The following is a 25,784-nucleotide window of genomic DNA, read 5'->3' as shown; positions in this document are numbered from 1 at the left end:
CTTTTTTCATTGGTGTGCTTTCCCCTCAGATACATTTTGAGTGAGTCGATACCAAAGCCAAAGGTCATTAATGATGGAAGCAAGATCGGCAATTTCTGAATTTAGTTTACAAGAAACTTCGAAGTCTTCTTCGTTATTTAAATAATATTGTTTTGTATTAATATAGTGCTCAAGTTCTTTTATACGATCAGGAATTTTCCCGCGAACTTGTTCCCATTTTAGTAAAATAGCATGTTGCATTTTTTCGGGGATTTCTTCCCAGTCTTCTTGTAAATGTGGAATTTCAATTCCTAGATGTTCATCGTATAAGAAATACTTTTCCATAAGTTCACCCCCGTTTTCCTGCTTATATTGTACATAAAAACAGAAAGAAGTTCGACGAAATTGTTTGAAAAAATTTGAAAATGACTCTTGATACATTTTGTGAAAGGTGGTAAAGTGTGAATTATTATAAAAGAAAATGAATATTTATTCTTTAGGGGGATGCAAAATGGAGAAGAAAAAAGTTGTATTAGCATATTCCGGAGGTCTTGATACTTCCGTTGCAATTAAATGGTTACAAGAGAAGAATTATGATATTATCGCGCTTTGTTTAGACTTAGGGGAAGGTAAAGACTTAGCATTTGTAAAAGAAAAGGCACTTTCAGTAGGTGCAATTAAATCATATATGATTGATGTTCAAGAAGAATTTGCAAACGAATATGCATTGATGGCGATGCAAGCACACACATTATACGAAGGGAAATACCCTCTTGTCTCTGCATTATCTCGTCCGCTTATTGCGAAGAAATTAGTAGAAATCGCAGAACAAGAAGGCGCAACTGCAGTTGCACACGGATGTACAGGGAAAGGAAATGATCAAGTTCGTTTTGAAGTTTCTATTCAAGCATTAAATCCTTACTTAGAAGTGATTGCACCTGTACGTGAATGGAAGTGGTCACGTGAAGAAGAAATTGCCTATGCAAAAGAAAACGATGTACCAATTCCGATTAATTTAGATAGCCCGTTTTCAATCGATCAAAACTTATGGGGACGCAGCAACGAATGTGGAATTTTAGAAGATCCATGGGCAGCGCCGCCAGAAGATGCATATGAGATGACATTGGCATTAGAAGATACACCGAATAAACCAGAGTTTGTAGAAATCGGATTTGAAGCAGGCGTACCGACTACTTTAAATGGCACTGCATATTCACTTGCAGAATTAATTAAAACGTTAAATGCGCTTGCTGGAAAACACGGCGTTGGACGTATTGATCACGTAGAAAATCGTCTTGTCGGTATTAAATCTCGTGAAGTATACGAATGCCCAGCAGCAATGACGTTAATCACTGCGCATAAAGAGTTGGAAGATTTAACACACGTAAAAGAAGTAGCACATTTTAAACCAGTGATTGAACAGAAAATAACAGAACTTATTTATAATGGTTTATGGTTCTCGCCTTTAAAACAAGCGCTTCATGCATTTTTACAAGAAACGCAAAAGAATGTAACAGGTACAGTGCGTGTGAAATTATTTAAAGGTCATGCGATTGTAGAAGGACGTAAATCTGAATACTCTTTATACGATGAAAAATTAGCAACATATACTGCTCAAGATGAATTTAATCATGATGCAGCAGTTGGATTCATTTCATTATTCGGTTTACCGACGAAAGTATACAGCCAAGTGAATCAAAAGAAGGTGGAAGCGTGAGCAAACTTTGGGGCGGACGTTTTACAGAAGAAGCGGAAGCATGGGTTGAAGAGTTCGGAGCATCCATCTCCTTCGATCAACAATTAGTAAATCAAGATATAAATGGGAGTATGGCACACGTAACGATGCTAGCAAAGCAAGGCATCGTTACGCAAGAAGAAGCAGAGAAAATAAAGATAGGTCTTCAATATTTATTGAAAGAAGCAAAAGAGAATAAGCTACAATTTTCAGTAGAAGCAGAAGATATTCATTTAAACATCGAAAAAATGTTAATTGAACAAATTGGCGAAGTAGGAGGAAAACTTCACACTGGCCGAAGTCGTAATGATCAAGTAGCGACAGATATGCATTTGTATTTAAAAGAAAAGGTAGAACATATTATAAAAGCTACAAAGCAATTGCAAACTGTTCTTGTTCATCAAGCAGAAAATAATATTGAAACCATTATGCCTGGCTATACGCATTTGCAACGTGCTCAGCCGATTTCATTTGCTCATCATATTCTCGCTTACTTTTGGATGTTAGAGCGTGATGTGAATCGTTATGAAGATTCGTTAAAACGTATTAACATTTCGCCATTAGGAGCAGGAGCGTTAGCTGGAACGACATTCCCCATTGACCGAGAGTATAGTGCGGAGCTTCTTGGATTTAATGGAATCTATGAAAATAGTTTAGATGCAGTAAGCGATCGTGATTTCATACTGGAGTTCCTAAGTAACTCCTCTATGCTTATGATGCACTTATCACGCTTTTGCGAAGAACTTATTTTATGGAGTAGCCAAGAGTTTCAATTTATTGAAATGAGCGATCAATATGCAACGGGAAGCAGCATTATGCCGCAAAAGAAAAACCCGGATATGGCGGAACTAATCCGTGGTAAAACAGGCAGAGTATACGGTAATTTATTCAGTTTACTCACAGTAATGAAAGGATTACCGCTCGCTTACAATAAAGACTTACAAGAAGATAAAGAAGGAATGTTTGATACAGTTAAAACAGTAGAAGGATGCCTTCATATTATGGCGGGCATGCTTGAAACGATGACTGTAAACAAAGAAAAAATGGGGCAAGCTGTGACGCAAGATTTCTCCAACGCAACAGAAATTGCTGACTATTTAGCGAACAAAGGACTACCATTCCGTCAAGCTCATGAAATTGTTGGAAAGTTAGTGCTATATTGCACACAAAAAGGAATTTATTTATTAGATGTCTCTCTTGAAACATATAAAGAAATGAGCTCCTTATTTGAAGAAGATTTGTATGAAGTGCTGTCACCATATGCAGCTGTAAAGCGTCGTAACAGTGCTGGCGGGACTGGGTTTGAACAAATCAAAAACGCTTTGGAGAAGGCGAAGGGGTTAACGAAAGAAGTTATTAAGAGTTGAGTTGGGAAGTACGCCAGTCTATTAAAGTCTGGCGTACTTTATTTTTTACTAGCATTTAAGTTAAAATGTAGTAAAAAATAACAATTTAGGGGAAGTCTATGAAAAAAATAGTGTTGATCATTGTACTGTTAATTAGCTTAATTGCAAATGCTAAAGTGTTTCTTTTGGACAAATATATGTATGTTGGTGAAAAAGAAAAGCGAGAAGAAGCGGTTATCGCAACGATGTGGCATTTACAAGATAAAGGATATAAAGAAAGTGATATTTTATATATAAAACCGGCCTTTTATAGCAAAATGGATTCGTATGGTATGAATGTACAGTTTAAAGATGAACCAAATGAATCATATACATATAGAGTTTTAAAAGATGCGAAAACAAATAAACTAACTGTACACCAAGATAGCAATGAGTCTGGTGGTATGGGCGGGAAACATCAAGAGCTTAAATAAAGAAAGAAAACGACTGATGGCATTCGCCTGCAGTCGTTTTCTTTTAATCATACTTATGTCGATCTTCCGTAATTCGAATATACTCAATATCCATCAAATCACGAAGTAATGCACCATTACTTAGTTCAACGCCGTGCTTCTCTTTAAAATGAGTGCGAATCGTATCTAGCATTTCAATTTCTTTGCCGTTCACATCTAAAATAATGCGTTCAGAATCATCCATATAGCATCCTCCTTTTTTACACATATATATTTTGTCCGTCTATTTCTAAAAAATGTATGTTAACGTAATGTTAGGAAATAAGAAAGGGATGGAAAATGAGACGTATTTATTTTATAGGGCTAATTTTGTACACATTCATTGTATTACATGTTGCATTCCCAAATATCTTTTCATTTAAGGATTTAGAAACAGTACACGTTGCGATATTTACTTTTGCTCTATTTGTAGTAGATTGTTTTATTTCTATATGGCTTTCGAAAAGAAAAGATATACAAGGCAAAAAAGAAATGGAACGGAAAAAGAGAAAACGTTCCTTTTGGATGATGACATACTGTTTGTCTTTAGTGCTTACTGCTGCTTTTTTTAGTGAACATATTCCATTAGAAAGAGTAAATATTGGATTTGGAGCATTCGTATTCGCATACTATTTTTTTATGCACTTTCTTCCTTATATGAAAGAAAAGCGAGGAGAAGAGGAAAATCCGCTTGTAGAAGAAGCGAAAGAACAAGAGCATAAGAGAATAGAAGGGGATATAAAGAAACTTGGAGAACAAAAGTGGTATTTAAAATCAAAAATCATATACGTTCTTTGCTTTATTACGCCGCCAATTGGTTATTTGTATGTTTTCTTATTTCGTAAAAAAATGATAGAAGGTGCAAAGCAAACGTACTTAACGATCGCGACGATTATGATGGCATTATGGTCTTTGAAGTTTCTTCCGCCTTATGTGTTGGCAATTACCGTTGTTGTCGTAGCGTGTCTTGTGTTTATAGTGAAGTTTATAAAATGAAAAACACCAAGCCTATGTGGACTTGGTGTTTTATCTATAAATTAAAGCTCACCTTGCTCTTCATCACCACGAACAACAAGGACATCGCATTTCGCATAGCGAATAATATGTTCAGAGACGCTACCAATTAGGAAACGCTCAACAGCATTTAAACCAGTCGCACCACACATAATTAAATCTACTTTATGGTTTGGAGCGATTTCTTTTGAAATTTTTGATTTAGGATTACCGAATTCTAATACAGTTTCAATTTTTTCAAGACCAGCTTCAAGCGCAGTTTTTTTGTAGTCTTCTAATAGGTCTTCTGCAAATAGATTTGCACGTTCCGCAATTGCACGGCTATAGGCTTCTACTGCTGAGTATGCTTTTACATCAACGATATGAGCAATTGTTAATGTTGCATTGTTGCGCTTTGCGACTTGAATTGCTTTTTTAAAGGCTTTTTCTGCTTCTTTAGAACCATCCACCGCGATTAAAATATTTGTATATGTATTATTCATAGTAAATTCCTCCCAATCTGTTTTATAACTGTTTACAACTTAATTATAAAACAAATTTTGGTAACGTGCTTGCCAGAAACGTTACAGAATTTTGAAAACTCTGTTTCAATTCATTTTAGTTGTAATTGGAGCGAGAACTTGTTACATATGAAGTATAGCAATTTAAAAGGGGGCAGTTTTGTGAGACATGCGCTCATTACAGCCGGTACGAAAGGTTTAGGAAAGCAAGTAACAGAAAAGTTATTGGCTAAAGGCTATTCAGTAACAGTAACGTACCATAGCGATATCATGGCTATGGAAACGATGAAAGAAACATATAAAGATGTGGAAGAGCGTCTACAATTCGTGCAAGCAGATGTCACGAAAAAGGAAGATTTACATAAAATAGTAGAAGAAGCGATGAGCCGTTTTGGCAAAATTGACTTTTTAATTAATAATGCTGGTCCATATGTATTTGAACGAAAAAAGTTAGTTGATTATGAAGAAGATGAATGGAATGAAATGATTCAGGGAAATTTAACAGCGGTATTTCATTTATTAAAACTTGTCGTTCCGGTCATGAGAAAACAGAACTTTGGCCGTATTATTAATTACGGATTTCAAGGGGCGGATAGTGCACCGGGATGGATTTATCGTTCAGCTTTTGCCGCAGCGAAAGTAGGACTTGTTTCATTAACGAAAACAGTTGCTTATGAAGAAGCGGAGTATGGTATCACTGCGAACATGGTATGTCCTGGTGATATTATTGGCGATATGAAAGAGGCAACTATTCAAGAAGCACGTCAGCTGAAAGAGCATAACACACCGATTGGTAGATCTGGAACAGGTGAAGATATTGCAAGAACCATTTCGTTTTTATGTGAGGACGATTCCGATATGATTACCGGTACAATTATTGAAGTGACTGGTGCAGTGGATGTTATTCATAGACATCGATAGAATAAAATAAGATGAAGTTTCGAATAATTGGACAGTTTATCCATTGTGCTGAGAGGTGCGGATAATACTGTCCTTTAATATAAAATTAAATCTATCGGAAAACTCGTGTTATTTTTTTGTCAAATATTGAGATATTATGTTAAAATATAAGAGCGTAGAAAGCGCTTTAAAAAATGATTCAGGGGTCATTTCATAACTCAAGGGGGAACTAATCATGCGTATCGGTATTCCAACAGAAATTAAGAACAATGAAAACCGTGTGGCAATGACGCCAGCGGGAGCAGTACATTTAGTACAAAATGGTCACGAAGTGTTTGTTCAAAAAGGAGCAGGTTTAGGATCTGGCTTTACAGATGAAGAATACGTACAAGCGGGTGCGAAACTTGTAGAAACTGCTGAAGAAGCATGGAATCAAGATATGGTTATGAAGGTAAAAGAGCCAGTAGCAAGTGAATACGGCTATTTCCGTGAAGGCTTAATCTTATTCACATACTTACACTTAGCTCCAGAACCAGAATTAACGAAAGCATTAATCGATAACAAAGTTGCATCAATCGCATACGAAACAGTACAATTAGACAATCGTTCTTTACCATTACTTGCACCTATGAGTGAAGTGGCTGGTCGTATGTCTGCACAAATCGGTGCACAATTCCTTGAGAAAAACAAAGGCGGTAAAGGTATTTTACTTGCAGGCGTTCCAGGGGTAAAACGCGGCAAAGTAACAATCATCGGCGGTGGTCAAGCTGGTACAAACGCAGCTAAGATTGCAGTAGGTTTAGGTGCAGATGTAACAATCATTGACTTAAGTGCAGAACGTCTTCGTCAATTAGATGATATTTTCGGTAACCAAGTAAAAACATTAATGTCTAATCCATACAACATTGCAGAAGCTGTTAAAGAATCTGACCTTGTTATTGGAGCGGTATTAATTCCGGGTGCAAAAGCGCCAAAACTTGTAACTGAAGAAATGATTCAATCAATGGAACCAGGTTCTGTCGTTGTAGATATCGCGATTGACCAAGGTGGTATTTTCGAAACAACTGATCGTATTACAACTCATGACAACCCAACTTACGAAAAACATGGCGTTGTTCATTATGCAGTTGCTAATATGCCAGGTGCAGTTCCACGTACGTCAACTCTTGCATTAACAAACGTAACAGTACCATATGCAGTACAAATTGCTAACAAGGGCTACAAAGAAGCTTGCTTAGGCAACACTGCATTATTAAAAGGTATTAACACATTAGATGGTTATGTAACATTCGAAGCAGTTGCGGAAGCTCACGGCTTACAATACGCTGATGCAAAAGAGCTTCTTGAAAAAGCTCCTGCTTTATCATAATAGAAATACATTTGAGACCTTCCTTTTCGTGAGGAGGGTCTTTTTTATATGGAGAAATAACATGTGAATAATTGTTATTTATTGGTGTAAAAAAATTTTTATTATGATAATTTAGAATTATATAATAAAAAGAGGGGATTCGATGGGGAGCAAAAAGAGGAAGAAAAAACAGGCAAAGAGACAAAGGTATATAAAGAAAAAACAGGAACAGAACATACCTTTTTCACAAAAAGTAGTCATTACGATAGAGAAAACATTTCGGTATATTTGTATGTTCTTGTATGTGATTTTTTGCTTGTATTTATGTGGGATATTTAAAAGTTTGGGGATAACCCCCAATGTTATTGAAAGTACCTTAGGCGTTCTACTTGTTATGGTAGAAGGAATCTTATTCTTTATATTATTTGATAAAGTATGGCCTAGTCATGAAAGTAAAAAAGATAGAAAAAGAAGCAAAAAATCTTCATACGCTTCAAGCTCATCAGGTGGATTCGGTGACTACAGTAGCAATGACTGTAGTAGCTCAAGTGATGGTGGAGGAGATTGCGGAGGTGGTGGAGATTAAGTTAGTTTTTTAGAAGAACGACTAATGAAAGGATGGGACGAAAGATGGAGACTGTGAACTTAATAGAATTAACAAAGGATATTAAAGATCAACATAAAAACTTCGTCGTTTCAAATATAAACAGTCATTGCTTACGAATCGCTGTATTTACTGGTGAATATGATTGGCACTATCATTCTAATTCGGATGAATTATTTATTGTGCTAGAGGGAGAGTTACTTATTGATTTTGAAGATGGAGAAACGGCGGTTTTAAAGCCAAATGATTCTATTTTAATTCCAGCATGTACGATTCATAGAACGAGAGCATTAAAGAGAACGGTAAATCTTTGTTTTGAACATATAGAGGCTGATACGATTATAGTGGAGCAATTATGAAAAAATTATCTGTAGCCGAGTATAGAAAAGTTCTTCCGGTTTTAGAAGGTAATACAAGAACGATGACATTTGCTTATGCGGTATGTGATCAAGTGGTAGATGGTGAGGTTTTTGTAAACGGGCAATTAACAGCAGGATTAATTATTACAGCTAACGGTATCTATTATTTATTTGGTGATACTGATGATCAAAATTATAACGAAGAGTTATTTTCATATTTAAAAACGGCTATTGAAAAAACAGAGAAGAGATTTACACTCTTTACTTCAAGTGAAGAGTGGGAAATGATGTTAGAAGAGCGTTTTAGTAATACACTTCGGAACATCCCGCGAATGAAATTTCAAAGGGTAACCTTTGAGGAGAGAAAACGAGATTTTAACAAAAATACATATGAAGTGAAGCGTATTGATAGAAGAGATATAGAGCGAAGCAGTGAATTTAAAGAGGAGTACTATAAAGAATATTGGGGATCAAAAGAAACGTTTTTGAATAGTGGTTTTGGATTTTGTATAGAACAAGATGGGATAATTGTAGCTGAATGTGTCTCAATATTTAGCGGGAATGGTTATGCTGAAATAGATATTGCAACACATGAAGCGTATCAAGGGAAAGGATTAGCTCAAGCTGTTGCAACACGGTTCATTGAACATTGCATGCAAAATGATATTATACCGAGCTGGGATTGTTATGTAGACAATATTCCTTCGCGAAAATTAGCTAGTAAATTAAGTTTTTATCATCCAATAGAATATAGTTTGTTTGTACGTAAGAAAACGGGGGAAGAAAAATGAATGTAGAATTAACGAGATTTAAAGTTAAGCCTGGTAAGAGTCATCGAGTAGATGAATGGATGCAACTTCTTAATGACAATATGAAAGAAGTACTTTTGACATTAAACGACGAAAAGATGTATGTTGAGACAATTTTCCGGGAAATAAGAGATGGAGAAGAGTACTTATATTGGTATTCTGTGCAAGGAGAAGGCGGGGCTCTTGTCGAAAATTCTCATTATGAAATCGATAAAAAGCACTTAGCGTTTTGGTATGAATGTATCGATGAAGAAGCACCGTCTATTGATATGAAAACAGAAGTTGTTATGATTCAAGATGTTGTGAAGGAAGCGATGAAATAATAGAATAGTATTTCAGAGAAAAGCGCATCAAAATGGATGTGCTTTTTATTATGAAAAAATTGATAAAAGCTATATTTGGATATCTTTAAGTGAAAATAAGGAGGGATATCGAGAATATTTTAGGATAAACTATAAAGTGAAACTTTAATCAGTGGGGGGCATCCCCCACTGATTATCAGCCCTCACCAATCGGGCTTTTACGGGCAGTTCGACCCCAACCTAACTTCTTTGCTTCCGCTGAGTTTTGATGTGGGGTCTTACTGCCCGTTAATGCGGGATAAAGAAATAAAAAACACAAAACCAAAAAACTTACCAATATAAGGTGTATTCGTAACAGGAAAAACAGAGGATTTACAAAGTTTACAAGGGTCACCGTATATTAAGGCTGCTGTAAGAGGTGTAACAGTTGAGAAATATTGATTACAAGTAATTAATGTGAATAATCAGAAAATTTATGTTATAATATGGGAAAAGGAGGTTTATATGAGGCAAATACATGGAGCAATTTATATTTACATAACAATGTTTTTCGTGGCGGTATCCTATGGATTGGGGCACGTGTATTCGCATCCTATACTAACTTTTTTAAGCGGAGCATGTATGGCGTTTGCGCTTCTTGTCCACCTTTTCTCGGTTTGGATCGTGAAATTTCAATTAAATATTAGTGAAATAGAAGAAGGCACTTTTTGAGTGGCCTTCTTTTTTAGTAATATTGGCGAAGCCCTGGTAGCAATTTTTCAATTTCACATTCGGTTTCTTTACATATGGAAAGTGTACGTAGTCTGAAAAATAAGCTACGTAAGAAAGATTTTATATTTCCGTATAAAAATTCGTATGATTCAATATGTAGCGTGGATTTTTTTACTTGTAATTGAGCTACTAAATCATGAAGGGCTAATATGAGTACTTCTTCCTTTAGGTCATTTTGCAGCATTGCGACAATCGGATAAACGATACGTTCATCTTCTTCATATTTGTAGTAAATAGAATGAACACAAACTTTGTTTAATAAAGTTTGTAATATTTCTTCGTAATATAAAGTTTCCAGTTTAGGACTATTCACAAGCGCCTCAAATGTATCGGAAGCATGAGCGATACTATGTGCCCAGCCGTGGTCTTGGACATATCCACGGAAATCATGCTCGTTGTTCATATATAGAATTAATTGATCTTTTACAGTTAAAATATCATTCTGTGATAAGAAATTATGATTTGTATCTGCATCTATAATGAGGGCAATTAATAATGTTGTAAATGCTCGGGTAAATACGGCATCTTCGTCATCCGAATGAATCTTATACAATAAATATTTTTCACTAATGCTTTCTAATAATAATTTCTGTAAGTGTGTATGTGAAATGTAGTCTTTTTTGATGAGATGATAAAAAGTAGAGTAAATAAGTTTGTCTCTTAAATAGCTATCGGTAACACCGATGTGCTCAAGCATATTGGAACTTAAAGAATCAATGTTAATTGTGTTGTCCAGTATGTAATTATTATTACGAATTTCTTCTAACTGTTGTTGTAACATATAAACCTCCTATTTTAGAAAATTCTGTATTTTTATAATATAATAAGAGGAAGAAATAGACAATAAATAAGTGCATTTGAATGGAGGGGGCATTATGAAGAGAGCATTATTCTTTTTCATTAGTATTTTCTTTTTAGGAAGCTGTTCCATTTCGTATGTTACTTTTTCTAGCGAGAGCAAAAGTTGGACTGGACAATATAAAGGGCATATTAAGGATGACAGTGAAGATGGGATGTTTACGTTTCAATATAAGGGCGGGGATGGAAAGACAGAATTTAAAAACTTAGAGATTGCTATTAATGGAGCCTTTAGTACAATGACACAAACGTCAGAAGTTCATAGAGGAGCAAAGGTTGAAATGAAGTCTTTTTGTGTAAGTTGCGCGCCTATCTCTAAAGATGAACCAATAGAGATTGTGATTAAATGGGATGATAAGTATGAGGAGAAGATGGTGCTAAATTTGAAATAGCCTAGAGTAAGGAGTTAAAAATGAATAGGCATATGAAAATTGTTATGTTTTTAAGTGTATTTCTAGTCGTATTATCAGCGTGTGATACAAAACAAGTAGAGCAAGTAACGGTAAAAGAAGTACCTAAAGAAGGGTATATCATATTAAGAAATGACACGGTGTTTTTTGCCGATGATAAAACGTTTGAAACAAAAGTAGAGTTGCAACATTATATAGAACAACAAATGAATAAAGAGCATCCAGCACATATAGTCTTGAGCTTTAAGGACAAAGACACATATAAACAGTTAAAAACAGGGGATAAAATAAAAGTATGGTTTTCTCAAATACTTGAAAGTTATCCAGCAAAAATGATTGTAGAGAAATTTGAAATAGTAGGGAAATAGAAAAAGGCAGCACTCCCGCTGCCTTTTTTATTATTTTACAAATTGTAACTCTTTCGGGAATTTCGTTAAAATTTCTGATCCGTCTTTTGTGATGTAAATATCATCTTCAATACGAACGCCACCTACGTTTGGTACGTAAATACCAGGTTCGATTGTGAAGACCATACCTTCTTTTAATGGAGACTCGTTACCAGCTTTTACATCTGGATATTCGTGTACGCTAATTCCAAGTCCATGACCAAGTCGGTGCGGGAAGAAGTCTCCGTAACCTGCATCTGTGATAACAGAACGAGCAGCATTATCGATTGCGCCAAGTGTAACACCTGGTTTACATGCTTCAACTGCTTGTAGTTGTCCAGCAAGTACAGTGTTGTAAATACGAGTTTGCTCTTCAGAAATCTCACCGAATGCTACTGTACGTGTAATATCAGAGCAATAACCATCAATGATTACGCCTAAATCAAATAGTACGAAATCGCCGCGTTTCATTTTGTTTGCGCCAGGAATACCGTGTGGAAGAGCTGAGTTCGCACCTGCTAATACCATCGTATCAAATGACATTTTATGTATGCCTTTTGTTTTTAATTCGTGTTCAATAATTGCTAATACTTCTAGTTCACTACGATCTTCTTTAATTGCATTTACACCAACTTCAACAGCATAGTCCGCCATTTTAGCTGCTTCGCGTAAAATAGAAAGTTCTTTTTCATCTTTAATTAAACGAAGTTCGCGAACTTTCTCCTCAGCTGATTTGAAAGCTGCATTTGGGAATAATTTCGTTAATTCTTCGTAGCGCTCTACGTTTAAATGTTCTTTTTCAATTGCAACTGCATTTGCATTGATGCCGCGGTCTTTAATTGCTTTTGCAATCATATCCCATGGTCTGTCAGTATCAGTAAATCCGATAATTTCATGTGCCCAGCCAGCGTTACGTGCTTGACCTTCTTCCATTTTAGGGCAAATTAAAATAGGTTCTTTTTCTTGGAATACAAACATACCAAGTAATCTTTCGTGTGGTTCACAGTGGAAGTTTGTCATGTAGAAGACGTTTGGTGTAGAAGTTAAGAACGCAGCTTCTACGTTTTTTTCTTTTAGCCATTGCATTAAATTTTCTAATCTAGCATTCATCGATTGGCACCCCCGAGATATTTAATTACAAATATAACTTTAACTCGGAAGAAAGCGTTATGACAAGTAAATAGATGTTAGAAAAGACAGGGAATTGAAAAATCATGTAGAATACAAAGTGAGAATGTGAACAGGGGAGGAATGTAATAATGAAAGTATCTTATCATGGACATTCAGTTGTGAAAATTGAGGCGAATGGAAAAGTTATTTTAATTGACCCGTTTTTAACAGGTAATCCGAAAACAGATTTAAAAACTGAAGATGTAAAAGTGGATGCAATTCTTTTATCGCATGGACACGGTGATCATGTTGGAGATACAGTAGAACTTGCGAAGAAAAATAATGCAGTTGTTGTAGCGCCATTTGAACTAGCAACATTTTTAAGTTGGCAAGGTGTAAATACACACCCGATGCATATTGGTGGTTCACATGAATTTGACTTCGGAAAAGTGAAGTTTACACAAGCATTCCACGGCTCTAGTTATATTGATGAAGAAAATAAGACGATTACATATACAGGTATGCCAGCAGGTATTTTATTTACAGCAGAAGAGAAAACTGTATACCACGCAGGAGATACTGCACTATTCTCTGATATGAAGTTAATTGGGGAATTAAATAAAGTTGATCTAGCATTTTTACCAATTGGTGATAATTTCACAATGGGACCAGAAGATGCTGTACTAGCGGCAAAATGGATTAATGCGAAAACTGTTGTACCGATGCATTACAATACGTTCCCAGTTATTGAACAAGATCCATATCAATTTGTAGAAAAGCTACAAAATTGTACAGGGAAAGTATTAGAAGCTGGAGAAAGTATTACACTATAGAAAAGAAACCCTTCATTTGAAAAGAAAAGTGAAGGGTTTTTTACGTGTGTAGGACAGCTTTTAATGCTTGTATTTGTTTTGGTGATTCTTTTCTTTTGGTACGTGGTTGTTCAGGTGTTTCATTCAATTCCATTGCAACTTTTTTCCCATCTACGAAAGCTAAAAATACAGCACCTACAACCTCTAAAAATTTTTTCATCATGTGTTCGCTCCTTTGTTTTATTTCTTGTCTTAATTGTATAGGCAATTAAGTGGACGAACTATCGAATGAGATGACAATAGCATTACATTGTTGTAATAGAATGACTGGTGGAATGTAAGAGTCATTTTGTTATAAAAAAAATAGTACAGGTATGCAAAGAGAGAGTGTAACAGTTTTGAAAATATAGTATACTGAAAGTACAACACATGAAGAATTTAGGGAAAAGAAAGTATGGTGAAACCATTTGGCTACCAAGCATAACCAAATTTTAGAACATATTAATAGCCTGCCAGTAGGCCATAAAATTTCTGTAAGACAAATTGCGAAAGATTTGAGTGTAAGTGAAGGGACCGCTTACCGTGCAATTAAAGATGCAGAAAATAAAGGATATGTTAGTACAATTGAACGTGTCGGAACAATTCGAATTGAACAAAAGAAGAAAGAGAATATCGAAAAACTGACATATGCAGAAGTCGTTAACATTGTCGACGGTCAAGTACTTGGGGGCAGAGAAGGACTACATAAAACATTAAATAAATTCGTAATCGGAGCTATGAAGTTAGAAGCGATGATGCGCTATACAGAAGCTGGGAATTTACTCATTATTGGTAACCGTACCAATGCACATGAATTAGCGCTAGAAACTGGAGCCGCTGTATTAATTACGGGCGGCTTTGATACGGAAGATCATGTGAAGAAATTAGCAGACGAATTAAAGCTGCCGATCATTTCAAGTAGCTACGATACATTTACGGTCGCAACGTTAATTAATCGTGCAATTTATGACCAACTTATTAAGAAAGAAATTGTACTCGTTGAAGATATTTTAACGCCAATTGAAGAAACGTTATATTTAAAGCCGAGTGATACAGTACAGCAATGGCATGCATATAACGAAGAGACAATGCACGGAAGATATCCAATTGTCGATGAAAGTAACAAAGTACTAGGAATCGTAACTTCAAAAGATATGATCGGAGTAGCGAAAGAAACACCAATTGATAAAGTAATGACAAAACACCCAATTACAGTGAACGGTAAAATGTCTGTCGCAGCTGCGGCACGTATGATGGTGTGGGAAGGAATTGAATTACTTCCTGTCGTTGAGGAAGGAAACAAACTGCAAGGTATTATTAGCCGTCAAGATGTACTTCAGGCACTGCAAATGATTCAACGTCAGCCACAAGTTGGAGAAACCATTGATGATATTGTAACGAATCAATTTATGACACCAAAAGAAGCGAAGAATGAGCATCTATATCAATTTTCGGTGACGCCGCAAATGACGAACTCAATCGGGACGTTATCGTACGGTGTATTTGCAACAATTGTGACAGAAGCGACAAATCGCGTCATTCGTGCGCAAAAGAAAAGCGATTTAATTGTTGAAAACTTAACGATTTATTTCGTAAAGCCGGTTCAAATTGATAATGTTGTATCTGTTCATCCGAAAGTATTAGAAATTGGACGTAAATTTGGTAAGGTCGATGTAGAGGTGCATCATGAAGGTAATGTTGTTGGAAAAGCATTACTTATGGTTCAGTTAATCGATAAATAAAAAGATGGAACAAATCGTTTTGATTTGTTCCATCTTTTTTTGTTGTTTTAAATTTGAAAGGCATGATTTTAGATGGGAGTTTTAGTGAAATATGTATGGGATGGAGTGGAAAAGTAATGTGAGAAAAGACGGAATAATAATTCAATTCAGTTGTATATTGTGTTATGATTATATTGTAAGAAAATGGAATCGTGAGAGGTGGTATGCATTATGTCGTCAGCCGTACTCTTTTTTGGTAGTATCGCACTATTTTACTTTCTTGTGATGATACCGATTCAATATTTATATTTACAAGGTTTACATGAAAAAAAGGAAAAGACAGGATTATCTCAGCGAGAGCTATATGAAAAAATGTCTTTTGGAGAAGAACAATTACATTTTCACGTACAAGGGAACCCATTTAATATACCATCTGCGTTTGTTGCGTATATGATTTTGAAAGTTAAGGGACGTAAAAAAGCATCACAATATTGATGCTTTTTTACGTTGCTTCATAGACTTCAGCTTCTTTAACTGCTAATGGCAAGAAATGTTTGTATTGGCGAAACCCGTTAAATACACTTGCACTACCAAATAGAACGAATAAAACACCAACGATAATACGAGCGGTTGAAAGTTCTAAAAAGAATTGGTTTATCCCGAAAAATAAAACGAATGAACCGAGTGCCATTGCGGATTTTCCTGAGAGCCAACCTTTCTCCATTGGGCGGTTTGTACGAAAGTATTTTGTTTTGTAAAAGAGGTACAACATAAATGAGACGATAATACAGAAGACTAATACTGGCATAATGAACACTCCCATCGCTTTGTGAAAAATAATAGAAAAGAAAAAGAAATATCTAAACTTTCTAACTTTTATTATAAAGCAATTGTTCGCATGTATGAAATACTTTCCGTTATAATGGAGGATAAAGTGAAGAAGTTGATTAAAAAGGAGATTATACATATGCATGAGCAAATTTTAGGAGCAATTAAAGAGTTTGATACAATTATTATTCATCGCCACGTGCGTCCGGATCCAGATGCGTTAGGTTCACAGGGGGGTCTTGGTACAATTCTACAAGAATCGTTTCCAGAGAAAAATATTTATACGGTTGGGTACAATGAACCGTCACTAGCATACTTACGAGTAATGGATGATATTGAAGATAGTGTATACGAAAATGCGCTTGTTATTGTTTGTGATACTGCGAATCAAGAACGTGTTGACGATCAACGCTATACAAAAGGGAAGATGTTAATTAAAATTGATCATCATCCAAATGAAGATCCATATGGAGATATTACGTGGGTAGATACGACAGCGAGTTCTACAAGTGAAATGATTTATGAGTTTTATAACTATGGAAAAGATAAAGGATTAAAAATAACAAAAGAAGCAGCCCGCCTTATTTTAGCAGGAATTGTTGGAGATACAGGTCGTTTCTTATTCCCGAATACGACAGCAAAAACACTTCGTTACGTAAGTGAGCTTGTTGACATGGGTGTGAAATTCACAGATTTATACAATGAGATGTATAAGACAAAAGAAAAAATTGCTCGTTTAAACGGTTATATTTTACAAAACTTTACGATGGTAGAAGAAGGAGCAGCTTACATTAAATTAACGAAAGAAGTATTAGAAGAGTTTGATGTACTTCCTTCTGAAGCATCTGGTGTTGTTGGAGCGCTTGGCAATATTGATGGATTAAAGGCGTGGGTTCTATTTTTAGAGGAAGACGACGTAATTCGTGTTCGTCTTCGTTCAAAAGGACCAGTTATAAACAAATTAGCAATGCAATATAACGGCGGGGGGCATCCGATGGCTTCTGGTGCGAAGGCATCTTCTTGGGAAGAAGCGGATCGTCTTTTTGCTGATTTACGTGAGATTTGTAAATAAGAGACTATATGTTAGAACGAAAAGAAGGAGCGGCGCTAAAGCCCTCCTTCTTTATTTTTCTTTCTCTATAGTAATGCTAATTTCAAGCACTGTATCAAAAGATATTGTATCGACTTTAAAACGGTATAGCCGATCGTAATGTTTGTACGTTTTATTTTCGATTACCTTTTTAAGTAGGTCTTTATTTTTTGCGATACTTTGAATGTTTTTCGTTAAAAGATGTTGGAGGTCATTATGGATAGATGTAGTCATATTTTCGAGTGTGAGATTGTCTAAATCGTATTTTTCTCGATTGATAAGTTTTATTTTAATCTCTTGAATGGTTAAGAGCCGTTTATTTTCAGTGTTCAATTTTTCTTGATCTTCGAGAAGGACGTGGAGCTTTGCTTCTTGTTTTTCTATAATTTCTCTTTGTTCTGCTATTTTACTAGCTTGTTCTTCTTGAAAAACACCGTATATGTACAAAAAAATAAACCAGCTCAACACGCCTCCAACAGCAGCCCCAGCTAATACTAAGTACCATCTTTTTGCTGTATTGGCACTTGGTACTCTCATACATGTTCCTGCGTTAGCCATTTAATAATAATGAGACCTGTTTGCATACCACCAGTTGCGAAAAAAATAAGGAGAATTTGCTTTACGATATCTTTCATATCTCCGCCAAAGAAACTTCTTTCAAAGCTATAAAAGGTATCGAATGTTCCGCCGATTGCTGCAACGAGTGCCCAAATTCTTAAATTTTGGGCGAATTGATTAATGTAAGTTAGAGCTGGTTTTCCGATAAGAAACGCACCAAATCCACCAATTAATGAACCGCCAAGTATAACCCCAAAGGCAATAAAATAACTAATAATAAGCAGAGAGAAAAAAGTATGTTCTCTTACATCCATCGTCATTCCCCTTTCTTCTTCATATATATGGACAAAGTATAAGAAGTATGTTTTGATTTCCGCTTTCCTCATCACCTATAATAAAAGTAGTCAAATAGGTAAAGAGAGGGTACAACAGTGAAGTTTGTGCATTTACAATGTCAAACCGTTTTTAGTTTATTAAAAAGTGCTTGTAAAATTGATGAGCTTGTAGTCAGGGCGAAAGAACTCGGTTTTTCATCGCTGGCTATTACGGATGAAAATGTTATGTATGGCGTTATTCCGTTTTATAAAGCATGTAAGAAACATGGTATACAGCCTGTTATTGGATTAACCGCTTCTATTTTTAGTGAAGAAGAAGAAAGGTCTTATCCGCTTGTATTACTTGCTGAGAATGAAATAGGCTACCAAAATTTATTAAAGATTTCTAGCAGTATTATGACAAAGTCCAAAGAAGGTATTCCTAAGAAGTGGCTTGCGCATTATGCGAAAGGATTAATTGCAATTTCACCAGGTAAAGATGGCGAAATTGAGCAATTATTACTAGAAGACAATGAGAGTCAGGCTGAAGAAGTAGCTCGCACGTATCAAAATATGTTTGGCCATTTTTATATGAGTTTGCAGCATCATGCGATTCAAGATGAGTTGCTTTTACAAGAGAAACTACCTGAATTTATTAGTAGGGTTAATATTCCAGTCGTTGCAACAAACGATGTGCGCTATATCAATCAAAGTGACGCGCTTGTTCACGAATGTTTACTATCTGTTGAAAGTGGAACGAAAATGACTGATCCAGATAGGCCGAGGCTGAAAACAGATCAGTATTATTTAAAGTCATCGGATGAAATGGAAGCACTATTTTCCCACGCGCCGGAAGCAATCCAAAATACAATAAAAATTGCAGAGCGTTGCCAAGTAGAAATACCGTTCCATGTAAATCAACTTCCGAAATTTCCTGTTCCGTCTAATGAAACGAGTGATATATATTTGCGTCGTGTTTGTGAAGAAGGTTTGCGGAAACGATATGGTGAACCGAAAGAAGTGCATATAAAGCGTTTGGATCATGAATTAAATGTTATTTCTCGTATGGGATTTAGTGATTATTTCCTCATCGTATGGGATTTTATGAAGTATGCACATGAAAATCATATTCTAACAGGACCAGGTCGTGGATCGGCAGCTGGTTCACTCGTTTCATACGTATTAGAAATTACAGATATTGATCCAATTGAATACGATCTATTATTTGAAAGGTTTTTAAATCCTGAACGTGTGACGCTTCCCGATATTGATATTGATTTTCCAGACGTAAGACGTGATGAGATGATTCGCTATGTGAAAGATAAATACGGTCAGCTCCGTGTTGCGCAAATTGTAACGTTTGGTACGCTTGCAGCAAAAGCGGCAATTAGAGACATTGCCCGCGTAATGGGGCTTCCGCCGCGAGATATTGATATATTTTCAAAACTTATCCCATCAAAGCTTGGTATAACGTTAAAAGATGCATATGAAGAATCACAATCACTTCGTGAGTTTATACAAGGGAATCTTCTGCATGAGCGTGTATTTGAAATCGCAAAACGTGTAGAAGGTTTACCACGTCATACGTCTATTCATGCGGCTGGTGTTATTATGAGTCAAGAACCGCTAACAGGAAGTGTAGCAATTCAAGAAGGACATAACGATGTTTATGTTACGCAATATCCAGCCGATGCGCTAGAAGAACTTGGTTTGCTTAAGATGGACTTTTTAGGATTACGTAATTTAACGTTACTTGAAAATATTATAAAATTTATCGCGAACAAAACAGGGAAAGAAATCGATATAAGAAACTTACCTCTTCAAGATGAAAAGACGTTCCAATTATTAGGGAGAGGGGATACAACAGGTGTATTCCAGCTTGAGTCGGGTGGTATGCGAAATGTACTTCGCGGGTTAAAACCGAATGAGTTTGAAGATATCGTAGCTGTTAACTCGTTATACAGACCAGGACCGATGGAACAGATACCGACTTTTATTGAATCGAAACATGGAAAAAGAAAAATTGAATATTTACATCCGGATTTAAAGCCAATTTTAGAAAGAACATACGGCGTCATTGTATACCAAGAACAAATTATGCAAATTGCATCGAAGTTAGCTGGTTTTTCGCTCGGAGAAGCAGATTTACTGCGCCGTGCGGTGAGTAAAAAAAATCGTGATATTTTAGATCAGGAACGTAAGCATTTCGTCCAAGGATGTTTGCGAAATGGTTATGATGAGACATCCGCAGAGAAAATTTATGATTTAATTGTAAGATTTGCGAATTACGGTTTTAACCGAAGTCACGCTGTAGCTTACAGTATGATCGGATATCAGCTTGCCTATTTGAAAGCGAATTATACGCTGGAATTTATGACGGCATTATTATCAAGCGCAATTGGAAATGAAGATAAGATTGTACAGTATATACGAGAAACGAAGCGGAAAGGTTTTCACGTTTTGCCACCGTCTCTTCAGAGGAGTGGCTACAACTTCCAAATAGAAGGGAATGCGATACGTTACAGTTTACTTTCGATCCGAAATATTGGAATGGCTACAGTGACGGCATTATTAGAAGAACGAGAGAAAAAAATGTTCGAAGATTTATTTGAATTTTGTCTTCGTATGCCGTCAAAGTTCGTAACGGAGCGTAATTTAGAAGCTTTCGTCTGGTCGGGATGTTTTGACGATTTTGGTGTTTCGAGAACGAATTTATGGAAAAGTATTAAAGGGGCGTTAGAGTACGCGAATCTCGCACGTGATTTAGGAGATGCTGTTCCAAAATCAAAATATGTACAAGGAGAAGAGTTATCTTTTATTGAACAACTAAATAAAGAGAAGGAAGCGCTTGGCTTTTATTTATCAAGTTATCCGACAGCGCAATATGTGAAGTTAGCAAAAGAATTAGAAATTCCATCTCTCGCTCAGGCGATGCGACACAAGAAAAAAGTACAAAGAGCTATTGTGTATATAACAAGTGTGAGAGTGATTCGTACGAAAAAGTTTCAAAAGATGGCATTTATTACATTCTGTGATCAAAATGATGAAATGGAAGCAGTCCTCTTCCCGGAAACGTATATACATTTCTCGGATAAGTTGCAAGAAGGAGCAATTGTTTTAGTTGACGGTACGATTGAGCTAAGAAATCATAAGCTGCAATGGATTGTAAATGGACTATATCCGCTAGAGGAAATGGATGTTTATGAAGAAAAGAAAGACGCATCTGTTTACGTGAAATTGCCGTCTCAGTATGAGAAAAAGCTTTTAAATCAGGTTACGAAAATATTGTTCGACTATTCAGGTTTTGCGAAAGTACTAATTTATTATGAAAAGGAACATAAAATGGTACAATTATCTCGGAGTTTATCGATTCATCCAAGTGAAGAATGTTTAGGAGCACTTCGTGAAATTGTCGGGGAAGAAAATGTAGTTGTGAAAATATAATGGACAATTTCCCTACACTTCGATTATTATAGTAGTAGTGTTCGTGGTCAGACCACTTGGAGAAGTTGATATCAGCAAGAATAATTTGAGGAGAGTGGATAGTTTGTCAACACTTCGTGAAGAAGCACTTCACATGCATAAAGTGCATCAAGGAAAATTAGAAACTGTATCAAAAGTAAAAGTAGAAAATGCAAAAGATTTAAGTCTTGCATATTCTCCAGGGGTTGCAGAACCTTGTAAAGAAATTTATGACGATAAAAGTAAGGTATATGAATATACGATGAAGGGAAATATGGTAGCAGTTGTGACAGACGGAACGGCTGTACTTGGTCTTGGTAACATTGGACCTGAAGCATCTCTTCCAGTAATGGAAGGTAAAGCTGTATTATTCAAGAGCTTTGCTGGTGTAGATGCATTCCCGATTGCCTTAAATACAAACGATGTAGATAAAATTGTTGAAACTGTAAAATTAATGGAGCCAACTTTTGGCGGCGTTAACTTAGAAGATATCGCAGCACCAAACTGCTTCATTATTGAAGAGCGTTTGAAAAAAGAAACAAATATTCCTATCTTCCATGATGATCAACACGGAACAGCTATCGTAACCGTAGCAGGTCTTGTAAATGCACTGAAATTAGTTGGAAAGAAAATGTCTGACATTAAAGTTGTCGCAAATGGCGCAGGTGCAGCAGGTATTGCAATTATTAAACTTTTATATCGCTATGGTGTACGCGACATTATTATGTGTGACCGTAAAGGGGCAATCTATGATGGTCGTCCTACAGGTATGAATCCGGTGAAGGATGAAGTTGCAAAATATACAAATAAGAATCGTATAGAAGGTTCTTTAGCTGATGTTGTACAAGGTGCGGACGTATTTATTGGTGTATCTGCAGAAGGTGCATTAACAGAAGAGATGGTTCGTACAATGAATGACAATGCGATTATTTTTGCAATGGCAAATCCAGTTCCAGAAATTATGCCAGAATTGGCAAAAGCAGCGGGCGCAGCTGTGGTTGGAACAGGTCGTTCTGACTTCCCGAACCAAGTAAATAATGTACTGGCGTTCCCTGGTATTTTCCGCGGTGCACTTGACGTACATGCGACACAAATTAACGAAGAAATGAAGATGGCAGCTGTACAGGCTATTGCTGAGCTTGTAGCAGAAGATGAGTTAAATGCAGACTATATCATTCCAGCACCATTTGACGCGCGTGTAGCGCCTCAAGTAGCGGCTTACGTTGCAAAAGCAGCAATGGAGACAGGAGTAGCTCGCCGTCAAGTAGATCCAAATGAGATCGCTGAAAAAACAAAACAATTAGCGCTGATTGGTAAAGAATAAGCGAGGAATTTCCATTGACATCATCAAATACAAAAGTATATCTCGAAATTGTAAAAAAAATCCGTTCCATTATGGAAGAGGATGGATTGGTAGCGGGGGATCGTTTGCCGTCTGAGCGCGAGTTAAGTTCACGCTTAAACGTAGGACGTTCCTCTGTAAGAGAAGCATTGCGTGCTTTAGAACTGGTAGGATTGATTGAAACGAGACGTGGTGAAGGGACGTTTATTCGAAACTTTTATGATAACGGTCTTGTACAATTAATTGCTCCGTTCTTATTGCAAGATGAGAAAACAATTCGTGATTTATTACAAACAAAACGATTGCTTGAGAAAGATATGATTCGAATTGTATGTAATTTACCGAAAGAAACGTTTTCTAAAGTACTAAGTAGATTACACCAAGTACTTGAAGAAAATGAAAGCTCAATCCCAACGCTTCATCAAACGTTCTTTAAAACACTTATTGAACAAGTCGATAATTATTTACTATATCGCATTTGGATGATCGTAAATGATTACGTAGCAACTCTTTCTTGTAAAGTTTCAAGAGATTCTATCGATATGTATAGAAAGCTTTATGCTACTTTGGAAGAAAAACAAGAAAATGATGCACTAAAAATTTACGATGAATTAGTAGAGAATATACAGTTTCACTCGTAATGTATAAAATTTGTCGAAATGACCATGACACGTTATGACAAACATTCTACCGCGTAGCGGTTAAAGTTAAACGTAAAGAGTGAGGTTATTAGACAGATTGAGAAGATAAGGCTAACATCAAACTTTGGTGTTAGCCCCATTTTCTTCTTACGCTAACCTTAGCTCTCAACGAAGGGGGTCAAATTGTGCTAAGAGATTTATTCGTGAAAAAGAAAAAGTACGCTGCAATACCTTCAGAACAAGTACGAAAAGATGTACCAGATGGCGTTATGACAAAATGTCCGGAATGTAAAAAAATCATGTATACGAAAGAACTTCTAAAAAATTTAAAAGTATGTGTGAATTGTGGATATCATCATCCTATGAATGCATGGGAACGTCTTGATAGTATATTGGACGAAGGGTCATTCCGTGAGTATGACAAAGAAATGGTTTCATTAAATCCACTCGAGTTTCCAGGTTATGAAGAGAAACTAGAGAGCGATCGTAAGAAGACTGAATTGAACGAAGCGGTTGTAACTGGTGAAGGAACAATTGATGACATGCTTGTTGTTGTTGCAGTAATGGATTCTCGTTTTCGAATGGGGAGCATGGGCTCTGTAGTAGGAGAAAAAATCGCCCGTGCGGTTGAAAAGGCGTACGACTTACAAGTTCCATTTATTATCTTTACTGCTTCGGGTGGTGCCCGTATGCAAGAAGGGATATTAAGTTTAATGCAAATGGCAAAAACAAGCGTAGCTTTGAAAAAGCATAGTAATGCAGGAGGGTTATTTATTTCTGTTATGACTCACCCAACGACGGGCGGGGTTTCAGCGAGTTTCGCTTCACTTGGTGATTATAATCTTGCAGAACCAGGTGCACTTATCGGATTTGCTGGTAGACGTGTAATTGAACAAACGGTGCGTGAGAAACTACCGGAAGATTTCCAAACGGCAGAATTCTTACTAGATCATGGTCAATTAGATGCGGTGGTGCATCGTGATGATATGAGAGAATCGCTTCGCAAGATTTTAGAAGTTCATCAAGGAGGGGAATTGGCTGTATGGCAGAGCTAGAATTTGAAAAACCAGTTGTTGAGCTAAGAAATAAGATTCGTGAACTGAAAGACTATACGAAAAACAGCCAGATGGACTTCAGTGAGGAGATTCGTATTTTGGAAGAAAAGCTAGAAAATTTAGAGGAAGATATATACGGCAATCTAAAAGTATGGGACCGTGTTCAAATTGCTCGTCATGCAGAACGACCGACAACGCTCGATTATATTGAGCACTTATTTACTGATTTTTTCGAATGTCATGGAGACCGTCTATTTGGCGATGATGCAGCGATTGTCGGCGGCATTGCGAAATATAAAGGGATGCCTGTAACTGTAATTGGGCATCAGCGCGGAAAAGATACGAAAGAAAATATTCGCCGTAACTTTGGAATGCCTCATCCAGAAGGATATCGAAAAGCACTGCGTCTCATGAAACAAGCGGAAAAGTTTAATCGTCCTATTATTTGTTTCATCGATACGAAGGGAGCTTATCCTGGTAAAGCAGCTGAAGAACGTGGACAAAGTGAAGCTATTGCCCGCAACCTATTTGAGATGGCAGGTTTAACGGTACCAGTTATTTGTATCGTTATCGGTGAAGGCGGTAGTGGTGGTGCGCTAGGTCTTGGAGTAGGAGATTACATTCATATGCTAGAAAATTCCACTTATTCTGTTATTACACCAGAGGGTGCAGCGGCAATTCTTTGGAAAGATGCAGGAAAAGCAAAGGAAGCTGCAGAAGCAATGAAAATTACAGCAGCAGATTTGAAAGAATTAGGTGTAATTGATGAAATTATTCCAGAGGCAAAAGGTGGAGCTCACCGTAATCTTTTAAAACAGTCAGAAAATATAGACTTAATGATTAGAAAAACTTTTGAACAATTAAACGGAATTTCGAAAGATGAATTAATCGAAAAACGTTATGAAAAATATATGAAAATTGGGCAAGTTTCGTTTTCAAACGCTTCCATTGGGATAAAATAAGAAAAGCGTGCGTTCCTCTTCGCGAATGCACGTTTTTA

At 36.4% G+C, this 25,784-nt stretch carries 31 protein-coding genes; 22 read left to right on the top strand and 9 right to left on the bottom strand.

The window, feature by feature from the left end:
• Positions 1 to 6 precede the first annotated feature (6 nt).
• Positions 7 to 324 (bottom strand): hypothetical protein, encoded by a 318-nt coding sequence (locus DN399_RS22730; protein WP_006926467.1) that lies wholly within the window; start codon positions 322 to 324, stop codon positions 7 to 9.
• A 166-nt stretch (positions 325 to 490) separates the two neighbouring features.
• Here DN399_RS22730 and DN399_RS22725 point away from each other — a divergent pair, with 166 nt between their 5' ends.
• The 3 genes from DN399_RS22725 to DN399_RS22715 all read left to right on the top strand — a co-directional run bounded on the left by DN399_RS22725 (position 491) and on the right by DN399_RS22715 (position 3,533).
• Complete coding sequence (locus DN399_RS22725; RefSeq protein WP_000412315.1) at positions 491 to 1,696, top strand: argininosuccinate synthase; 1,206 nt, start codon at positions 491 to 493, stop codon at positions 1,694 to 1,696.
• Positions 1,693 to 3,081 (top strand): argininosuccinate lyase, encoded by a 1,389-nt coding sequence (argH, locus tag DN399_RS22720; protein ID WP_000041295.1) that lies wholly within the window; start codon positions 1,693 to 1,695, stop codon positions 3,079 to 3,081. The genes DN399_RS22725 and argH overlap by 4 nt, the downstream gene beginning before the upstream one ends.
• 98 nt (positions 3,082 to 3,179) lie before the next feature.
• The gene (locus DN399_RS22715) at positions 3,180 to 3,533 is read left to right on the top strand and encodes a DUF3139 domain-containing protein (RefSeq protein ID WP_000725032.1); all 354 of its coding nucleotides are present in this window, start codon (positions 3,180 to 3,182) and stop codon (positions 3,531 to 3,533) included.
• A gap of 43 nt (positions 3,534 to 3,576) precedes the next feature.
• Here DN399_RS22715 and DN399_RS22710 read toward each other — a convergent pair whose 3' ends face one another.
• Positions 3,577 to 3,756 (bottom strand): hypothetical protein, encoded by a 180-nt coding sequence (locus DN399_RS22710; protein ID WP_000342760.1) that lies wholly within the window; start codon positions 3,754 to 3,756, stop codon positions 3,577 to 3,579.
• 95 nt (positions 3,757 to 3,851) lie between these two features.
• On the opposite strand from DN399_RS22710, the gene DN399_RS22705 reads away from it, so the two are divergent.
• Positions 3,852 to 4,547 carry a hypothetical protein gene (locus tag DN399_RS22705; RefSeq protein WP_149149940.1) on the top strand — a complete coding sequence of 232 codons (696 nt, stop codon included), beginning with the start codon at positions 3,852 to 3,854 and terminating at the stop codon, positions 4,545 to 4,547.
• A gap of 41 nt (positions 4,548 to 4,588) precedes the next feature.
• On the opposite strand, the gene DN399_RS22700 is transcribed toward DN399_RS22705, so the two are convergent.
• A complete protein-coding gene (locus DN399_RS22700) occupies positions 4,589 to 5,047 on the bottom strand; it encodes a universal stress protein (RefSeq protein ID WP_001066673.1) in 459 nt (152 codons plus the stop codon).
• A 147-nt stretch (positions 5,048 to 5,194) separates the two neighbouring features.
• Here DN399_RS22700 and DN399_RS22695 point away from each other — a divergent pair, with 147 nt between their 5' ends.
• The 7 genes from DN399_RS22695 (at position 5,195) to DN399_RS22660 (ending at position 10,098) form a co-directional block, all read left to right on the top strand.
• Positions 5,195 to 5,986 (top strand): SDR family oxidoreductase, encoded by a 792-nt coding sequence (locus DN399_RS22695; protein WP_033692775.1) that lies wholly within the window; start codon positions 5,195 to 5,197, stop codon positions 5,984 to 5,986.
• Between the two features lie 214 nt (positions 5,987 to 6,200).
• Positions 6,201 to 7,334 carry an alanine dehydrogenase gene (gene ald, locus DN399_RS22690; protein WP_001219403.1) on the top strand — a complete coding sequence of 378 codons (1,134 nt, stop codon included), beginning with the start codon at positions 6,201 to 6,203 and terminating at the stop codon, positions 7,332 to 7,334.
• Positions 7,335 to 7,476: 142 nt separating this feature from the next.
• Positions 7,477 to 7,899, top strand: a complete 423-nt coding sequence (locus tag DN399_RS22685; RefSeq protein ID WP_000534941.1) for a hypothetical protein — start codon at positions 7,477 to 7,479, stop codon at positions 7,897 to 7,899.
• Positions 7,900 to 7,943: 44 nt separating this feature from the next.
• Complete coding sequence (locus tag DN399_RS22680) at positions 7,944 to 8,276, top strand: cupin domain-containing protein (protein WP_000450926.1); 333 nt, start codon at positions 7,944 to 7,946, stop codon at positions 8,274 to 8,276.
• The gene (locus tag DN399_RS22675; RefSeq protein ID WP_000736763.1) at positions 8,273 to 9,067 is read left to right on the top strand and encodes a GNAT family N-acetyltransferase; all 795 of its coding nucleotides are present in this window, start codon (positions 8,273 to 8,275) and stop codon (positions 9,065 to 9,067) included. The genes DN399_RS22680 and DN399_RS22675 overlap by 4 nt, the downstream gene beginning before the upstream one ends.
• The gene (locus DN399_RS22670; RefSeq protein WP_001100209.1) at positions 9,064 to 9,408 is read left to right on the top strand and encodes a DUF6176 family protein; all 345 of its coding nucleotides are present in this window, start codon (positions 9,064 to 9,066) and stop codon (positions 9,406 to 9,408) included. The genes DN399_RS22675 and DN399_RS22670 overlap by 4 nt, the downstream gene beginning before the upstream one ends.
• A gap of 483 nt (positions 9,409 to 9,891) precedes the next feature.
• Positions 9,892 to 10,098, top strand: a complete 207-nt coding sequence (locus tag DN399_RS22660; protein ID WP_001248908.1) for a hypothetical protein — start codon at positions 9,892 to 9,894, stop codon at positions 10,096 to 10,098.
• A gap of 13 nt (positions 10,099 to 10,111) precedes the next feature.
• Here DN399_RS22660 and DN399_RS22655 read toward each other — a convergent pair whose 3' ends face one another.
• Positions 10,112 to 10,939: a DUF2785 domain-containing protein gene (locus tag DN399_RS22655; protein WP_000941469.1), complete on the bottom strand. Its 828-nt coding sequence runs from the start codon at positions 10,937 to 10,939 to the stop codon at positions 10,112 to 10,114.
• 94 nt (positions 10,940 to 11,033) lie between these two features.
• On the opposite strand from DN399_RS22655, the gene DN399_RS22650 reads away from it, so the two are divergent.
• Together DN399_RS22650 and DN399_RS22645 are read left to right on the top strand one after the other, a co-directional pair.
• Complete coding sequence (locus DN399_RS22650) at positions 11,034 to 11,408, top strand: hypothetical protein (RefSeq protein WP_149149939.1); 375 nt, start codon at positions 11,034 to 11,036, stop codon at positions 11,406 to 11,408.
• A 20-nt stretch (positions 11,409 to 11,428) separates the two neighbouring features.
• The gene (locus DN399_RS22645; protein ID WP_001079378.1) at positions 11,429 to 11,794 is read left to right on the top strand and encodes a DUF3221 domain-containing protein; all 366 of its coding nucleotides are present in this window, start codon (positions 11,429 to 11,431) and stop codon (positions 11,792 to 11,794) included.
• 30 nt (positions 11,795 to 11,824) lie between these two features.
• Here DN399_RS22645 and pepQ read toward each other — a convergent pair whose 3' ends face one another.
• The gene (gene pepQ, locus DN399_RS22640) at positions 11,825 to 12,922 is read right to left on the bottom strand and encodes a Xaa-Pro dipeptidase (RefSeq protein ID WP_000994027.1); all 1,098 of its coding nucleotides are present in this window, start codon (positions 12,920 to 12,922) and stop codon (positions 11,825 to 11,827) included.
• A 149-nt stretch (positions 12,923 to 13,071) separates the two neighbouring features.
• Between pepQ and DN399_RS22635 the strand changes: the two genes are divergently transcribed.
• Positions 13,072 to 13,755 carry a metal-dependent hydrolase gene (locus tag DN399_RS22635; protein ID WP_000868927.1) on the top strand — a complete coding sequence of 228 codons (684 nt, stop codon included), beginning with the start codon at positions 13,072 to 13,074 and terminating at the stop codon, positions 13,753 to 13,755.
• A gap of 40 nt (positions 13,756 to 13,795) precedes the next feature.
• Here DN399_RS22635 and DN399_RS28180 read toward each other — a convergent pair whose 3' ends face one another.
• Positions 13,796 to 13,957 (bottom strand): hypothetical protein, encoded by a 162-nt coding sequence (locus DN399_RS28180; protein ID WP_000976017.1) that lies wholly within the window; start codon positions 13,955 to 13,957, stop codon positions 13,796 to 13,798.
• A gap of 244 nt (positions 13,958 to 14,201) precedes the next feature.
• Here DN399_RS28180 and DN399_RS22630 point away from each other — a divergent pair, with 244 nt between their 5' ends.
• Both DN399_RS22630 and DN399_RS22625 read left to right on the top strand, forming a co-directional pair.
• The gene (locus DN399_RS22630; protein ID WP_000201572.1) at positions 14,202 to 15,515 is read left to right on the top strand and encodes a CBS domain-containing protein; all 1,314 of its coding nucleotides are present in this window, start codon (positions 14,202 to 14,204) and stop codon (positions 15,513 to 15,515) included.
• Between the two features lie 210 nt (positions 15,516 to 15,725).
• On the top strand, positions 15,726 to 15,989 hold the full coding sequence (locus tag DN399_RS22625) for a DUF3949 domain-containing protein (RefSeq protein WP_000093045.1): 264 nt from the start codon (positions 15,726 to 15,728) through the stop codon (positions 15,987 to 15,989).
• 7 nt (positions 15,990 to 15,996) lie between these two features.
• Here the strand turns inward: DN399_RS22625 and DN399_RS22620 are convergent, their stop codons facing one another.
• The gene (locus DN399_RS22620; RefSeq protein ID WP_001144776.1) at positions 15,997 to 16,302 is read right to left on the bottom strand and encodes a YtpI family protein; all 306 of its coding nucleotides are present in this window, start codon (positions 16,300 to 16,302) and stop codon (positions 15,997 to 15,999) included.
• Positions 16,303 to 16,461: 159 nt separating this feature from the next.
• On the opposite strand from DN399_RS22620, the gene DN399_RS22615 reads away from it, so the two are divergent.
• Positions 16,462 to 17,394 carry a DHH family phosphoesterase gene (locus DN399_RS22615; protein ID WP_000545136.1) on the top strand — a complete coding sequence of 311 codons (933 nt, stop codon included), beginning with the start codon at positions 16,462 to 16,464 and terminating at the stop codon, positions 17,392 to 17,394.
• A 51-nt stretch (positions 17,395 to 17,445) separates the two neighbouring features.
• Here the strand turns inward: DN399_RS22615 and ytrI are convergent, their stop codons facing one another.
• Both ytrI and DN399_RS22605 read right to left on the bottom strand, forming a co-directional pair.
• On the bottom strand, positions 17,446 to 17,949 hold the full coding sequence (ytrI, locus tag DN399_RS22610) for a sporulation membrane protein YtrI (protein ID WP_001265736.1): 504 nt from the start codon (positions 17,947 to 17,949) through the stop codon (positions 17,446 to 17,448).
• On the bottom strand, positions 17,946 to 18,359 hold the full coding sequence (locus DN399_RS22605; RefSeq protein WP_002005839.1) for a YtrH family sporulation protein: 414 nt from the start codon (positions 18,357 to 18,359) through the stop codon (positions 17,946 to 17,948). The genes ytrI and DN399_RS22605 overlap by 4 nt, the downstream gene beginning before the upstream one ends.
• A gap of 42 nt (positions 18,360 to 18,401) precedes the next feature.
• Here DN399_RS22605 and dnaE point away from each other — a divergent pair, with 42 nt between their 5' ends.
• The 5 genes from dnaE to accA all read left to right on the top strand — a co-directional run bounded on the left by dnaE (position 18,402) and on the right by accA (position 25,746).
• Positions 18,402 to 21,728, top strand: coding sequence for a DNA polymerase III subunit alpha (gene dnaE / locus DN399_RS22600; protein ID WP_000673728.1), 3,327 nt, complete (start codon positions 18,402 to 18,404; stop codon positions 21,726 to 21,728).
• Positions 21,729 to 21,861: 133 nt separating this feature from the next.
• The gene (gene ystJ, locus DN399_RS22595; protein WP_161114790.1) at positions 21,862 to 23,070 is read left to right on the top strand and encodes an NADP-dependent malic enzyme; all 1,209 of its coding nucleotides are present in this window, start codon (positions 21,862 to 21,864) and stop codon (positions 23,068 to 23,070) included.
• Between the two features lie 14 nt (positions 23,071 to 23,084).
• Positions 23,085 to 23,729: a FadR/GntR family transcriptional regulator gene (locus DN399_RS22590; RefSeq protein WP_000204444.1), complete on the top strand. Its 645-nt coding sequence runs from the start codon at positions 23,085 to 23,087 to the stop codon at positions 23,727 to 23,729.
• Between the two features lie 185 nt (positions 23,730 to 23,914).
• Positions 23,915 to 24,784: an acetyl-CoA carboxylase, carboxyltransferase subunit beta gene (gene accD / locus DN399_RS22585; RefSeq protein ID WP_000942855.1), complete on the top strand. Its 870-nt coding sequence runs from the start codon at positions 23,915 to 23,917 to the stop codon at positions 24,782 to 24,784.
• Positions 24,772 to 25,746, top strand: coding sequence for an acetyl-CoA carboxylase carboxyl transferase subunit alpha (accA, locus tag DN399_RS22580; RefSeq protein WP_000818801.1), 975 nt, complete (start codon positions 24,772 to 24,774; stop codon positions 25,744 to 25,746). Before accD ends, accA begins: the two co-directional genes overlap by 13 nt.
• Positions 25,747 to 25,784 lie beyond the last annotated feature (38 nt).

It is taken from the genome of Bacillus sp. AR4-2 (genome assembly GCF_008274865.1).
In the GTDB taxonomy this organism is placed as follows: domain Bacteria; phylum Bacillota; class Bacilli; order Bacillales; family Bacillaceae_G; genus Bacillus_A; species Bacillus_A cereus.
This window is presented reverse-complemented; position numbering and strand designations above follow the sequence as displayed.